Origin of the sequence: Mariniflexile sp. HMF6888, from assembly GCF_044335535.1 — a bacterium.
In the GTDB taxonomy this organism is placed as follows: Bacteria; Bacteroidota; Bacteroidia; order Flavobacteriales; family Flavobacteriaceae; genus Mariniflexile.
Map to the genome: position 1 here is coordinate 196,811 of NZ_JBIQVZ010000004.1, position 14,799 is coordinate 211,609.

The following is a 14,799-nucleotide window of genomic DNA, read 5'->3' on the forward strand; positions in this document are numbered from 1 at the left end:
TAATAATTCGGTTTCGTGTCGGTTTTGCAAAGTATCCGCTAACATGAGAATAATGATAATGAAATTAAAAAATTGGTTCATGAACAAGGGTTAAATTTATTTGTCTGATGGCTTGAAAAAATATTGTGTGCGACCGCCTGCACCTCCCATGAATAGAAGAAAACTTCCCGATTTTTCCCATTTGTGGTCTATGATCAACTCACTGTTAGTTGTTAAACCGATCCTAGTCCTGTTCAAATCCAAATTGCTGTACAAAAAGGGAATAATAGGTGGAATTTGGATGTTTTTATGTACCGATGAAATTTCAAGATATCCTCTACGAATATGTCTTACTTGGAATGTTAGTGTCTTTGTAATGGTACTGTCTTTGTAGATAAGGTCTAAAAAAGTATTATTTCTAAATGTTAAGGTGACTATTTCAGCTTCACAATTTGAAATCCCGAATAATTCCAAAAGTTTAGGTCCGCCCATGAAATCAGGTGCCGATTTGCTTGTTTTGAAAGACTGATTGATAAAAGATTTGGAGAAGCCTTTGTTAATTGGTTCAAAATCGCTCTGTTTTATCTTGAGTCCAGTGCCACAAGAAAAAATCAGAGATGTTAATGCTATTAAACAGGTTTTCCTAAACATAGTTCATTACTAGAAGCTAAATGTAAATTGTCTGATATTCTGCCTTGCTTTTTTTGTCGCTTTGATTAAACTCAACTTTTCTTGAATCGATTGTACTTGCCATGTGAAAAGTTCCAACGTTCAGCACTTTTATTTTTTGTCCGAAAGACAAAGATGTGGATAGAACAATCATCAATAAGGTTATTAGTTTTCGCATTAGCTCTATTACCTTTTAATTCTTTACAAGAATATAAAAAAGTAATAGAGCGTATATGTCAAATATCAAAACGAGCTAAAAGGATTTAAATACGTTTAAATCTATTTTATATTCGTAGAGAAAGCTATCCAGTCTAAAAGTTATAGATGCTAATTTTCTTAAACCCTCCAAAAAATGGTTCGAAAATTGTACGGTCAGGGTCACTCAAAGCCATATACTAGCAAGCAGTGATAAATAATTCATAAAAATACTATATAAGTATTATTATAAATGTTCATATCATTAAGAATAAAAAATTTATATATGTACTGGGTCATGAGGAAACATATTGAGGTATAATGTAATGAGTACCATTACCAAATCGTTACCCGATTATTTTTGATATCCCTATAAAAGCCTTGTATTCAAATCATAAGGCTCTTTTTCTAAAATTTTATTCTAAAATACTTATTTTAGAGGCTTAAACCCGAATTAATATGTTTTGAGATTTGTATATTTTATAATTTTTCTGACTACATTTTTTTGTCAGTCACAAACCAGCACTCGTTTTAAAAATGAAGTGGGTTTAATAAATCAAAAATATGATAGTATTTGGAATGCGTCATTAGAAACAATCGTTTTTACAGGTAGTTCAAGTATCAAAATGTGGAAAAACATTCAAGAACTTTTTCCGGAATATCAAATTATAAATTCAGGATTTGGTGAGTCCCAAACTATAGATTTATTGAATTATACAGATAATCTTATTTTGAAATATAAACCAAAAAAAATTTTTATTTATGAGGGGGATAATGATATTTCAGATAAAAAAAGGTTAAAGGATATATTGAATTCATTCTCTATTATTATTTCAAAAATAAAAAAGGAAAACGCAGAAGCACAAATTATATTAATATCCTCAAAACCCAGTATTGCAAGATGGCATTTGAAAAGAAAGTACATAAGATTCAATAAGAAATTAAAGGAAATGTGTGAGGATGACAATCATTTAGAATTTGTAAACGTTTGGGATATTATGCTGGAAAATAGAAAGGTAAATAAAGAGTTATTTATCGATGATGGATTGCATATGAATGACGAGGGATATAAACTATGGTATTCTGTAATAAAAAATTATGTGCGATGATTTTTTCAATGGAAAAAGAGGAAAACAAACCATAATCAAATTTTAGCAACTGATAGGACATGAACTATAAAATTCCTTGGGGGCTCTGCCTCGGGATAATTAATATTCTTTAACGAAATCAACAAGATCTTGCGATGAATCAAGCCCTAATTTTTTTTTCAATCGGTTTCTGGTCACTCTCAAACTTTCCTTTTTTACAATCATTGCTTTGGCGATATCGGTAGAAGTCATGCCTAGTTTTATAAATGCTAAATATTTCAGGTCTTTTTTTGATAAATAGGGGTATGTTATGGAGACTTTATTATAAAAATCAGGATGTGTTTTTTTAAAATGTACCATAAAATCTTCCCAATTTTCATCTAAATTTAAGGTCTCTTGAATATAAGTTAAAATACTTCTTAAGTCCTTTCTCATATTGGGTTCGAGTTCTAAAATTTTATGCTCTATTTTTTCAATGATAGCCTTTTTCTTTTCTAATAAAATAGACGACACTAATAAATTTTGCTGAATACTTTCTCTCTCCTTCTTTTCTGTTTCAGCAATTTTTCGATCTTGTATGTTTCTAGTGCAGCTTAAGATCAAGACTATTTCATTTTTATTGTTATATATAGGTTTGGTATAGCCTTCAAACCATTGGTATCCATTGTCTTTTGTCTTAAATAACAACTCTAATTTTTCAGGATCGGAAGGAACACCCTTTTTTGAGCCCGAAAGATTTTTGGCCAAAATGGAAAGGTGATCTGGATGAATAAAATCGTAAGGAACCCTGCCTTTCAAATTTTCAGAAGTATATCCCATAATCTTTTCAGTAGAAGGGCTTGCATACAAATAACGCCAGTCCTCTGGATGGTGCAGGCAAATGACATCAATCGTGTTTTCTGCAATGAGTTTTAGTTTGTTAATATTTTGTTTCTCCAACAATCTACTCAAACCTTCACTATCTAGGCTTTTATCGTTGTCAATTAGTCTTAAAAGATTATCGGTTTCTTCTCTTTGGTAAGATTCTCCAAATTTTTTACTCATCTATGGATCTATTATTTTCCGTCAATTTAAATTTTCCGATGCATTAACACAAATTAAAGTGTGTATTTTAAATACGCATTTTATACACAAAACAAAAATAACTAAAAAGGAGCTAGTAACAACCCGAATTACTTGAACTGTTTGAAATAAAATAGCAATGCATAATTGATCTTTTTTTTAACTTATACCTTAAAACGAGCTCAAACATTAAAAAAAAACAAGGGTGCTAACGCTTTGTTAACGCTTTTAAAAACTGTACTTGTTTGAAGCTTCATGGCTAACTATTTTCGCTCCATTAATGTAAGCAAAGTACTTTTTTTAGTGCTTTTAGTCCTAAATCTATATTAAATAAAAAACATGAAAAACCTTAAAAAACCATTGGCATTAATAATGTATGCCTTATTACTAGTTGTGAGTTGCGGTAAAGATGACGAACCAAAATTATCTCCTGCTCAATTTTCAATAGACCAAAGCACGGTTGACTTTGGAGAGGTGGAAATACCAACATCAAAAGAAGTTAAATTAACAGTTACTAATACTGGAGAAGAAGATTTAGTCTTAAAATCTTTTAATCTTTCCGGTTCAAATGTTTCAGAGTTCCATGTGAATGCCAGTGAAACAGAAGAAACGCTGCAGGCTGGTAAAACTTATGAGTTTGTTGTAACCTTCAAACCTACAGAAGCGGGTGATAAAACAGCTGCCCTTAGTATAATCAGTAATGTGGGTGAACATAAAGTGAATTTATCAGGTAAAGGAACTTCGGAGCCTGCAGCAGTTTTCAATATCAATCCTGAAAGTAAAGACTTTGGTGGTATAGAAATAAATAAAACAGCTATCCTAAACTTTACGATATCCAATACTGGTAATGCTGAACTGGTTATCTCGGAAAGCACTTTGGGAGGAACAAATGCCAATGAATATTCTGCCACTAATAATTCGGTTACCATACCAGAAAATGGCGCTACAGGTGTTAAAGTTACATTTGCCCCTCAAACTATAGGAAATAAAACAGCGACACTCTCTATCGTTACTAATGTTGGTACTTACACTGTTAACCTTCAAGGTAACGGAATATCAGACCCCAATATTGTTAATATTCCGGATGCCAATTTTAAAGCAAGTTTATTGGCTCACGGGACGACTATTACCGGAGGTAGTATTAGTAAAATTGATATAAATGATGATGGTGAAATACAAATAAGCGAAGCAGAAGCTTATAAAGAAGCCATAAACTGTAATGATAAAAGTATAAGCGTCCTAACAGGTATTGAAGCCTTCGTGAATATAACAGAGCTTATAGTTACACAGAATCAATTAACCCTTTTAGATGTTTCAAACAATACGGCTTTAGTTAAATTGAATGTAGATAATAATTTACTAACGAGTTTGGATATTTCTAAAAATCTAACATTAGAAGTGTTACGTTGTACAGACAATCAATTAACCGGTTTAGATGTTTCCCAAAATGTTAATTTAAACTCAATAACCTGCAATAATAATAAGTTAACAACCTTAGATATTTCTAAAAACACTTTACTCGGCAACCTATATTGTTTTAATAATCAAATAACCAGTTTAGATATTTCCCATAATACGGGTCTAAGAATTTTAAATTGTAGTAATAATAAATTAACGGCTTTAAACACAGCTAATGGTAATAATCATAATATGATATTTATGTCAGCTTTATATAATAGTCTGACTTGTATCCAAATAGATGAAGGGTTTACACCTCATAGTGATTGGAGAAAAGATGGAACTGCTAGTTATAGTACAAGCTGCCTATAAAGACACCCTAATAAAACAAAATAAAAACAAATATTGAACTGGTTTTAACTTTTTTTATTGAAGCGAAAAGTTTAAATCGGTTTCATCATACTATTAAAATAAAGTTACGAATATTAAAACCATAGCATACGCTCTTATGGCGTTGGTTAACAAACATTAATACATTAAATCTTAAACTCATGAAAAAAAATTACATTTTAATCTTAATTATTTTATTATTTGGAATTAGTACCGAAGCGCAGACTACAACAGATGTTGTTACAGGATTAGGTAATCCTGGCGGGCTTGTATTAAACGGGAATGACCTTTATATTGCTTCATATTATGGTAATAAAATTTTAAAAATTGATATTACGGCATCAACGCCAACAGCAACAGATGTTGTTACGGGGTTAAATGGCCCTGTTGGACTTGCATTAAACGGGAATGACCTTTATATTGCTGAATGGAGTGGTAATAAAATTTCAAAAATTGATATTACGGCAACAACGCCAACAGCAACAGATGTTGTTACGGGATTAAAGAACCCTAATGGGCTTGCATTAAACGGGAATGACCTTTATATTGCTGAATATACTGCTAGATTAATTTCGAAAATCGATATTACGGCAACAACGCCAACAGTAACCAGTGTATATGGTGTAGATTACCCTACGGCGCTTATATTCAACGGAAATGACCTTTATATTGCTCAAGATTTAAGTCGTAAAATTTCAAAAATCGATATTGCAGCAACAACGCTAATACGAACAGATGTTGTTATGAGATTAAATAGGCCTTTTGGGCTTGTATTAAACGGGAATGACCTTTATGTTTCTGAATTTGAAGGTAATAAAATTTCAAAAATTGATATCACGGCAACAACGCCAATAGCAACAGACGTTGTTACGGGATTATATTCCCCTTATGGGCTTGCATTAAACGGAAATGACCTTTATATTTCAGACCGTTTTGATGATAAAATTTTAAAATTTAATTTATCTACACTTGCGATTAATCACCTTAATACTAACAGTCCGTTTCGTTTATACCCAAATCCTTCAAATGAATTTTTACAGGTTTCCGGCCTAACAGCTAAAGAAGATTATAAAATTATTAATCTTCCGGGTGCAGAAGTTAAAAAAGGAACGATTTCTAATAAAGAAAAAATTGACATTCGAAACTTAAAGAACGGACTGTACTTCTTGAAATTTAATAATGGAAATACGTTTAAATTTATAAAAAAATGATTGCAAGATGTATAAAAATATCTGGCAAAATTAAGGCTTGATCAAATAGTTATAGGGTTTATGCCTCATAGTGATTGGAGAAAAGATGGAACTGCTAGTTATAGTATAAGTGCTTGTCCTTAATCTAAAAGAATTCTATGAGGCTCTTACCTCGGGGTTCCTTTGAATTTTTAAATAATCGATCATCAAGAAAAAGAGTTGCATGTTTTGCCCATAAGATGTGTGGCATTTAAGCCATCAAACTGATGAATAAAACAAGGATACTTAAATCATTTAAAATGAAGTGATTTTAAAAATGAAACACCTATGAGAATGGTATTCATACACACGAAGATAATTATAAAGGCTGTTCCCATTTGACAATTAAAAAATAATAAATATAAATAAATGAGACTATTATTTTATTAGATAAGGGTGGCAATATTATATATTTGTATGTGGATAGAGAGAAGATTCTCCAAAAGGTCTATGGAGTGGTTCAATTCACATGTTGCATATGCGGTTTCTGATGATTCTGTAGGTATAAAAGGAATCATTATAAACTCTTATGTTTTTTGATAATGAGTTTTATATTGAGGTAGTTAATTTCTGTTCTAAAACTTTAAATAAAAATAATTAATGAAAGCTAGACTAATGAAAATAGAGAAAAAGCTATTTTTTTGTATCATACTATTTTTAGCAACTGTATTAAGTTGTAAGAATAAAGTTGATAGTATCAAAAGAGTAGAACGACCAGATGTTAAAATAAGAAATCCAATTATAAAAGGTTTTTTTGCAGATCCCTCAATTATTAAACATGAAGGTAAGTATTATGTTTATGCGACTATAGATCCTTGGGGAGGTGATGAATTGGCTGTTTTTGAATCTTCTGATTTCATTAATTGGGAACAAAAGCATATTAATTGGCCAACCAAAGAAGCATGTACAAGTTCAACATCGAAAGACAGCAGGGTATGGGCACCCTCTGTGATACAGGCAAAAAACAACAAATTTTATATGTATGTTTCAGTAGGAAGCGAAGTTTGGGCTGGTGTTAGTGAAAAACCATTAGGACCTTGGAAAAATGCGAAAATAGACAATGCTCCTTTTATTAAAGGTAATATGTTTCCAGAATACCATATGATAGATGCGGAAGCATTTATAGATGACGATGGTAAAGCATACCTATATTGGGGCTCTGGTTTAAATTGGGTTAACGGGCATTGTTTTGTCGTTGAACTAAATGAAGATATGGTTTCTTTTAATGAAAATGCTATTAAAGATATAACGCCACCTAACTATTTTGAAGCACCTTTTATGCTAAAAAAGAACGATAAGTATTATTTAACGTATTCAGACGGAAAGTGTACTAATAGTACTTATAAGGTTAGGTATTCTGTAGGAGACACACCTTATGGGCCTTGGAAGGAGGGAGCAAATAGCCCGATACTATCAACATCAAAAGATTCAACTACCTTAGGTCCTGGCCATCATGCTATTTTTAAAGAAAACAATCAGGATTATATTTTATATCATAGAATTAAAGATAACAACGACACGCTTTTACGTGAATTGTCCATTGATAGTTTGAAGTTAGATTCAAATGGAGCTATATTAAAAGTGATACCGCAGGGAGGCGTATCTGATTTTATTGAATAACTGATATTACGGCAAAATAAAGTAGTAAGGCTTTTAATTAGGAAAGCATGTATAAGCAAAATTTTTGGTAGATATTGCCCATGATGTTAAGATTTTAGGAAGAGGTATTGTGCTTCAACCAAAGGGAGGTGTTGAAATTCGTCATTCAAAATTATTTGGAATACGATGAAGATGACGTAGTTGCCGAAGGTTGTATGACTATATGCGTAAGCGATAATAATATGGCAAGAAATATTAGTTATACAGATATTAAGATTGAAAACATTCAAGAAGTGCGTATTTTTAATTTTGAGGTCTGTTTTAGTGAAAAATACAGTGCTGCTTCAGGACGAAAAATAGAGAACATTACATACAATGGTCCTTATGTAAATAGATTCATCATATAAGTCTACAATTCACAACGTAACGTGAAGGTATTACTATTGAAAATTTAAAAATTAATGGAAAATCGGCTACAAATCCCAAATAAGGCAATATCAAGATTGGAGATTTCGCCACTAAAATAACATTCAAAAAATAAATACCATGAATAAATACTTAAAAATAGTAGCATTGCTGATGGTTGGTGTGCTTGTTTCCTGTAATAAAAGTACAGTAAAGCAACTAACTGTAAAGGTAGAAAATAATCAGGATTTCTCACGAAATGAAATAGTTGAAATCTCTTATAAAAAACTTTCTGAATTATTAAAAAATACATATCAGGAAAATATCAAGGTAAAAAAGGACGGTTCACAAGAATATTTGCTTACCCAATGGATAGATATAGATAGTGATGGAACTACCGATGCCCTGCTATTTCAAGCAGAAGTAGGTGGAAATTCTTCAGCAAAGTATGTGGTGCTGGTTGATAGTTTGCATCCTGTTAAAGAAACAAAATCAATTACTTTTTCTAGACTAGTTCCTGAAAGAACAGATGATTACGCATGGGAAAATGACAAAGTAGCTTTTAGAACTTATGGACCGGAAGCGCAACGTAGAATAGAAGAAAATGAATATGGAGGCACATTATCAAGTGGAATAGATCTTTGGTTAAAACGTGTAGAATATTCTATTATAGATAAATGGTATGCAAAAAATCTAGAAACCAAAGGGTATTATCATATTGATCATGGAGAAGGTTACGACCCTTATCACGTGGGAAAAAGCAGAGGCACTGGAGGTCTTGGTATTTGGGAAAACGATAGTTTATACGTTTCTAAAAACTTTATCGCTAGTAGAACCATAGCCACAGGACCCTTACGAACTATTTTTGAATTGGAATATGCGCCTTGGAGTGATTATAAAGTAAAAGAAACTAAAAGAATCTCTCTAGATATAGGAAGTAATTTTTCAAAGTTTGAAATAAAGTTAAATACTGAAAAAGAAGTTCCGAATTATACCATTGGAATTACAAAGCACGATGGAAAAGGGGAGGTTAAATTGAATCAACAAGAAGGTTGGTTCAGGCATTGGGAGCCTATAAATGATGCTTATGTAGGTGAAGGCATTATAATTGAACCAAACAAGGTTCAAAAAGCGTTTAACCATCAGTCACAAACACCAGATCAAAGTCAGGTACTATTGGTTACAAAACCACAAGAAACACTTACTTATTATGCGGGTTTTGGATGGACGAAAAGTGGACAGGTTACTACATTGGAAGACTGGGATAAGATGTTAGAAAGACAAGTTAAGATAGTAGAAAATCCGTTAAAAATATCAATCGTAAAAGACAAATGAATTTAAAAAACACCTTGTTTATTTAGTGAAAGATATAATTTTCTAATGTGGATTATGTTTGTGCCTTCTCTTTTTGCACAAAATTATATTTCCAAAGTTTGGCAATCAGATATTGGAGACGGCACCTATACAAATCCAATTTTATATGCAGACTATTTAGACCTAGGCGTGATTAGAGTAGGAGAGGATTTTTATATGACGGTATATACCAGGTTTACCAATTCATCATTCCAAGGATTTGGTGAATTGGGAAATGAATTGCAAGAGATCATTTTACAAAAGTAAAATATTAATTTAGTATTTTTGATGTGTTATAATCTATAGAATTCCTCGAGGCTCTGATTCGGGGTAGTATATTATTTAAAATAAAACCAGAAAAATAGAGTAAAAAAATTAATTAAAACAACCATTGCATTGTTTTTTTCAAGCATTGAAATTAATTCAGGTTTGGCTGCAAATGATATTAAAATTCCTTTGGACTTTCTCAAAAAATCCACTATGGGAATACTAATTTATGACGATGGACTATCTAATACCAGTATCGACAGACGTGAACAGGTCTTATCTCCCAATAATATTTTAACTGTTAAGTTGATTGCAGGAGGAGGCTTTGTCGTACATTTATAACCCTTAAGCCAATGGTTTTTTTACACTTGAATTTTGATTAACTCGATTTATTCAATTTTATATACAATTATCTTTAATAAACTTAAGATGAAAAATACAACGCTAATAATATTCATGGTTTCCATGTTTTCTTATGCACAAAGCACAAGAGAGAAAATGGAAACAGGACCTTTCGAGCCAAATTGGGAATCTTTAAAACAATATGAAGTTCCAAAATGGTTTAGAGATGCAAAATTTGGTATTTGGGCGCATTGGGGACCACAGTGCGAACCTGAAGCTGGAGATTGGTATGCTAGAAGCATTTACAATCAAGATCAATCGCAATACAAACACCATTTGCAGAATTATGGACATCCATCAGAATTTGGTTTTAAAGATGTTATAAACGAATGGAAGGCTGAAAATTGGAATCCAGAAAAATTAGTTGCTTTATATAAACGTGCGGGTGCCAAATATTTCTTTGCCATGGGAAATCATCATGATAATCTTGATATGTGGGATAGTAAATATCAGGAATGGAATTCTGTAGATATTGGACCTAAAAAAAATATATTGGCAGGTTGGGCAAAAGCGGCTAAGAAAAATGATCTGCCTTTTGGGGTAAGTATACATTCAGCTCATGCCTGGCGTTGGTATGAATCTGCTCAGATGACTGATGAGACAGGAGCATATGCTGGGATACCTTATGATGGAAAACTAACCAAAAAAGATGGGGAAGGAAAATGGTGGGAAGGTCTTGATCCTCAAAAGTTATATGCCCAGGACCATCTTTTAAGTCAAGATAGCAAAAATATCAACTCAATCCATAATCAATGGGGCTGGGAAAATGGAGCAACTCCACCATCTGAGGAATATTGTCTAAATTTTTATAATCGTACAGTTGATATGATTAATAAATTCAATCCCGATTTATTATATTTTGATGATACCGCATTGCCTTTATGGCCAGTAAGCAAAGTTGGTCTTGATATAGCAGCACATTACTATAATTCAAACATGAAGTTACACAACGGCAAACTAGAGGCTGTGCTGTTTGGAAAAATACTTACTGACGAACAAAAAGAATGTATGGTTTGGGATGTTGAACGTGGAGCCCCGGACAATATTCAAGAAAAGCCATGGCAATCATGTACTTGTATTGGTGGTTGGCATTACGATAGGGGTGTTTACAATAAAAATGCTTATAAATCTCCTAAAACGGTTATGCAGATGCTTGTTGATATTGTAAGTAAAAACGGGAATCTTCTTCTTAATATTCCAGTTAGGGGAGATGGTTCAATTGACGAAAAAGAATTAAAGGTTGTTGAGGGTATAACCCAGTGGATGGACATCAACAGTGAATGTATTTATGAAACCAGACCTTGGCATATTTACGGTGAAGGCCCAAAGGCAGAAAGCTCAAATCCGATAAATGCTCAAGGATTTAATGAAGGAAAAGGAGTGCCTTATTCTTCAGAGGACATTAGGTTTACTAAAAAAGGAGATATTCTTTATGCTGTTATAATGGAGTGTCCTGAAAATAACAAGGAAGTCATTATCAAGTCATTGGCAACTGATAGCCCCTATTACAATGAAGGATTAGATGAAGTAGAAATTCTAGGAGGTAAAATGGAGTCATTTAAGTTCAATAAAGATGGATTAAGTGTTAAATTATCCAATACACAACATTTGATTTCACCCATTGTGCTCAAAATTTTTTAATTCACATGATCGATTCTTAAAACAAACAGGCTTATTGTAAGCTTTACAAAAATCTAGGATCTAGTATTGAACTCGTTTAAACTTTTTTGATTGAAGCGAAAAAGTCTAAACGAGTTCATTGTTTAAAAATGGCTCATTATTCTTTCCAGTTTAAAAAACCACCTTTCAAATCGTAAATCTCGATGAATCCCATTTTTGCTAACAAATTAGCCGCTTTATTACTTCGGTTACCACTTCTGCAGTAAACATAAACCGGCTTTTCTTTGTTTAATTTCTCTAATTGAGCTTTAAAGTTACTTGAAAAAAAGTCCATGTTTTTTGCACCTTTAATATGTCCTGATTTAAATTCAATGGCTGTTCTTACGTCAATTAGCTGTAAAGAATTGCCTGTAATTTGTTTTTTGAACTCTTGAGGTGTTAATATCTTAATATGGGTGTTTTGTGCTTTGGCACCCAATAAAAATGAAAAAAAGGCCATAATTATAATGTTGTTGGGCATATGTAATCTGTTACGGGGATGCCTGCTTGTTTCATGGCAGCAAATCCATCAGTTATGTTAATTAAGTTATGAATGCCTCTGCTTTTTAAAATTGAGGCAGCTATTATAGATCTGTAACCACCGGCACAATGTAGATAAAAGGTTTTATCTTCAGGAAATTCGGTAAGATGTTCATTTAAATAATCTAGAGAGGTGTGGTGCGCATTTTGAACATGTTCAGATTTAAATTCGCTGTCTTTTCGTACATCAAAAACAGGAACCTGTTCCTTTTCTATTGTCTGTTTTAATTCTGAAGCGGAAATGGATGTTATGGTATCATATTCTAACCCAGCATGTTTCCAAGCTTTAAAACCGCCTTTTAAATAGCCTAGTGTTTTATCGAAACCTACTCGTGATAAGCGTATAATGGTTTCTTCTTCTTTTCCTTCTGGAGTAACAAGAAGAATAGGTTGTTCAACATCGGCAATTAGGGCACCGACCCAAGGGGCAAAATTACCTTCAATTCCTATGAAAATTGATCTGGGAATATGCCCTTTAGCAAATTCATCTTGATGGCGCACATCCAAAATAACAGCGCCTGTTTCGTTGGCAAGATGTTCAAACTCTAATGGAGTTAAAGGTTTTGTACCCCGTTCAATAACATCATCTATATCCTCATAACCTTCTTTGTTCATTTTCACATTTAAAGGGAAATATTGAGGAGGAGGCAATAAACCATCTGTGACTTCTTTAATAAATTCCGTTTTGGTCATATTCGCACGAAGCGCATAATTTGTTTTCTTTTGCTCGCCAATAGTTCCAATAGTTTGTTTGCTTAGATTTTTTCCACAAGCGGAGCCAGCACCATGTGCGGGGTAAACAATAACATCATCTGCTAATGGCATTATTTTATTCCGAAGGCTTTCAAAAAGTAATCCAGCTAAATCTTCTTGTGTCATATTTGCTGTTTTTTGGGCTAAATCGGGTCTGCCCACATCGCCTAAAAACAACGTATCTCCACTAAAAATAGCATGGTCTTTGCCGTGTTCATCTTTTAGTAAATAAGTGGTGCTTTCCATGGTGTGCCCAGGGGTATGTAAAGCTGTTATGGTAATATTCCCCAATTTAAAAACCTGACCATCTTTGGCAATGATAGCATCAAAAGATGGGTTTGCGGTAGGGCCATAAATTATGAGAGCACCGGTAAGTTTTGAAAGCGTAACGTGGCCACTAACAAAGTCGGCATGGAAATGCGTTTCAAAAATATATTTAATTTTTGTGCCATGGCGTTTCGCTTTGTTAATGTATGGAGTTACTTCTCTTAAAGGGTCTATAATAGCCACTTCACCGTTACTTTCTATGTAATAGGCGCCTTGTGCTAAACATCCTGTATATATTTGTTCAATAGTCATAATCAAATAGGTATTAAATGTAAAAATAGTCATTTTTCAAGTTTTGTCAGTAACAAAAGTTACAAGAACGCATCGTGACTTTTTCTATTTCCTAAAACCTGCCTGCCGGCAGGCAGGAATGGGTAAAATCCGTCCATATTTCGTTTCTTTTTTTATGCTTAGCTCTGCCCAATGCCATTAAGTTAGTACGAGCAATCCCGAAAGAAGATAAAAACTTTGCCCTTCAAAGCTTTATCAGATGCTTTAATCTTTGAATTCTGTACCGATAATGAACTAAGGTTGGATAGCTGTAAACACCATTAAGACTGTTCTCCATGTCCATATAAAGAAAGTTTATTTGTAATGGTTTAGATTGAACGAAGGGAATTCAGTGCTAGAAGAATACAGCAAGCCAGCCCAAAGCGAGTGCAGTAGTATTATATCAGAATTTATTTGTTTAAAATTTCAAAAGACACTTCAGGAACTATTGCCCATTGCTTTTTAATATTTCTTTCAAAAGTCTTAATATTCGTTTTGTTTCTTCCAAAAACGGTAACCATCGTACTGTCTGGGTTGCATAGGCTGTTAATGAGTATTTCCTTGTTGCTGAATTTTATTGTGATTTGTTCTTCCCAACTAAAAGGGAAAGAGCCACCTTCTCTTTTTGCAATTGTATAATTTGATCCAACATCAATAAGATACCAATCTAATTCTTTAGCTGTTATGTAAATGGCACTGTTAATTTCTCTAGTAGTTAGATTTGTGTGTATTGTCTTGAATTTTAGTTTTTTGTTTTGTGATAACAGTATAAAGGTAGCAAGCGTTAGCCCTATTAATTCGATTATCAGTATATTGTCTTGAAGGGAATCGACCAATTTTCCAATCATGAATAAAACGGATGTAACCAATGAATAATACACGATACCATAATAGGTTATTTTATCCTTAAATTTTAATAGAATAGTTTTATAGGACATAATTTTATTTATATCACTTTTGACCATTTTTTTGAATTACATTAAAGTAAAGCAAGGAACACAAATGTTCTTTAGTTTAAAAAGATTACTTTTAAAGATATAAAATTATATTTAATTTGAAGGTAAATATCCGTATTATCTAAGAGATAGTCTACATTAATGCTCCTTTGGACGAGGGAAATTCATGATTTTACACGATGTTTATATACATTAACGTTTATTATGTTTATCCAGAAATATAAACTAATCTACTCATGAAAATACTTATATACTCCC

The 14,799-nt window shown here is 32.7% G+C and carries 14 protein-coding genes; 9 read left to right on the forward strand and 5 right to left on the reverse strand.

The window, feature by feature from the left end; genetic code table 11:
- Positions 1–96: 96 nt before the first annotated feature.
- Entirely contained in the window at positions 97–471 is a 375-nt protein-coding gene (locus tag ACGLWY_RS11835) for a hypothetical protein (protein WP_396619875.1), read from the reverse strand.
- 836 nt (positions 472–1,307) lie between these two features.
- On the opposite strand from ACGLWY_RS11835, the gene ACGLWY_RS11840 reads away from it, so the two are divergent.
- The gene (locus tag ACGLWY_RS11840) at positions 1,308–1,952 is read left to right on the forward strand and encodes a GDSL-type esterase/lipase family protein (protein WP_396619876.1); all 645 of its coding nucleotides are present in this window, start codon (positions 1,308–1,310) and stop codon (positions 1,950–1,952) included.
- 99 nt (positions 1,953–2,051) lie between these two features.
- Here the strand turns inward: ACGLWY_RS11840 and ACGLWY_RS11845 are convergent, their stop codons facing one another.
- Complete coding sequence (locus tag ACGLWY_RS11845) at positions 2,052–2,975, reverse strand: PAS domain S-box protein (protein ID WP_396619877.1); 924 nt, start codon at positions 2,973–2,975, stop codon at positions 2,052–2,054.
- A gap of 357 nt (positions 2,976–3,332) precedes the next feature.
- Between ACGLWY_RS11845 and ACGLWY_RS11850 the strand changes: the two genes are divergently transcribed.
- From ACGLWY_RS11850 to ACGLWY_RS11885, 8 genes are all read left to right on the forward strand, one after another.
- The gene (locus ACGLWY_RS11850; RefSeq protein ID WP_396619878.1) at positions 3,333–4,763 is read left to right on the forward strand and encodes a choice-of-anchor D domain-containing protein; all 1,431 of its coding nucleotides are present in this window, start codon (positions 3,333–3,335) and stop codon (positions 4,761–4,763) included.
- 179 nt (positions 4,764–4,942) lie between these two features.
- Positions 4,943–5,992 (forward strand): T9SS type A sorting domain-containing protein, encoded by a 1,050-nt coding sequence (locus ACGLWY_RS11855; RefSeq protein WP_396619879.1) that lies wholly within the window; start codon positions 4,943–4,945, stop codon positions 5,990–5,992.
- A 618-nt stretch (positions 5,993–6,610) separates the two neighbouring features.
- Complete coding sequence (locus tag ACGLWY_RS11860) at positions 6,611–7,630, forward strand: family 43 glycosylhydrolase (RefSeq protein ID WP_396619880.1); 1,020 nt, start codon at positions 6,611–6,613, stop codon at positions 7,628–7,630.
- A gap of 128 nt (positions 7,631–7,758) precedes the next feature.
- A complete protein-coding gene (locus tag ACGLWY_RS11865) occupies positions 7,759–8,016 on the forward strand; it encodes a hypothetical protein (RefSeq protein WP_396619881.1) in 258 nt (85 codons plus the stop codon).
- 139 nt (positions 8,017–8,155) lie between these two features.
- Entirely contained in the window at positions 8,156–9,349 is a 1,194-nt protein-coding gene (locus ACGLWY_RS11870; protein ID WP_396619882.1) for a DUF4861 domain-containing protein, read from the forward strand.
- Positions 9,350–9,394: 45 nt separating this feature from the next.
- Positions 9,395–9,634: a hypothetical protein gene (locus ACGLWY_RS11875; RefSeq protein WP_396619883.1), complete on the forward strand. Its 240-nt coding sequence runs from the start codon at positions 9,395–9,397 to the stop codon at positions 9,632–9,634.
- 162 nt (positions 9,635–9,796) lie between these two features.
- The gene (locus ACGLWY_RS11880; protein WP_396619961.1) at positions 9,797–9,976 is read left to right on the forward strand and encodes a glycoside hydrolase family 97 C-terminal domain-containing protein; all 180 of its coding nucleotides are present in this window, start codon (positions 9,797–9,799) and stop codon (positions 9,974–9,976) included.
- A gap of 87 nt (positions 9,977–10,063) precedes the next feature.
- Positions 10,064–11,677, forward strand: a complete 1,614-nt coding sequence (locus ACGLWY_RS11885; protein ID WP_396619884.1) for an alpha-L-fucosidase — start codon at positions 10,064–10,066, stop codon at positions 11,675–11,677.
- A gap of 136 nt (positions 11,678–11,813) precedes the next feature.
- On the opposite strand, the gene ACGLWY_RS11890 is transcribed toward ACGLWY_RS11885, so the two are convergent.
- The 3 genes from ACGLWY_RS11890 to ACGLWY_RS11900 form a co-directional block, all read right to left on the reverse strand.
- Positions 11,814–12,155, reverse strand: coding sequence for a rhodanese-like domain-containing protein (locus ACGLWY_RS11890; RefSeq protein ID WP_396619885.1), 342 nt, complete (start codon positions 12,153–12,155; stop codon positions 11,814–11,816).
- 2 nt (positions 12,156–12,157) lie between these two features.
- Positions 12,158–13,567 (reverse strand): rhodanese-like domain-containing protein, encoded by a 1,410-nt coding sequence (locus ACGLWY_RS11895; protein ID WP_396619962.1) that lies wholly within the window; start codon positions 13,565–13,567, stop codon positions 12,158–12,160.
- 428 nt (positions 13,568–13,995) lie between these two features.
- Entirely contained in the window at positions 13,996–14,523 is a 528-nt protein-coding gene (locus ACGLWY_RS11900) for a hypothetical protein (RefSeq protein WP_396619886.1), read from the reverse strand.
- Between the last annotated feature and the right edge of the window lie 276 nt (positions 14,524–14,799).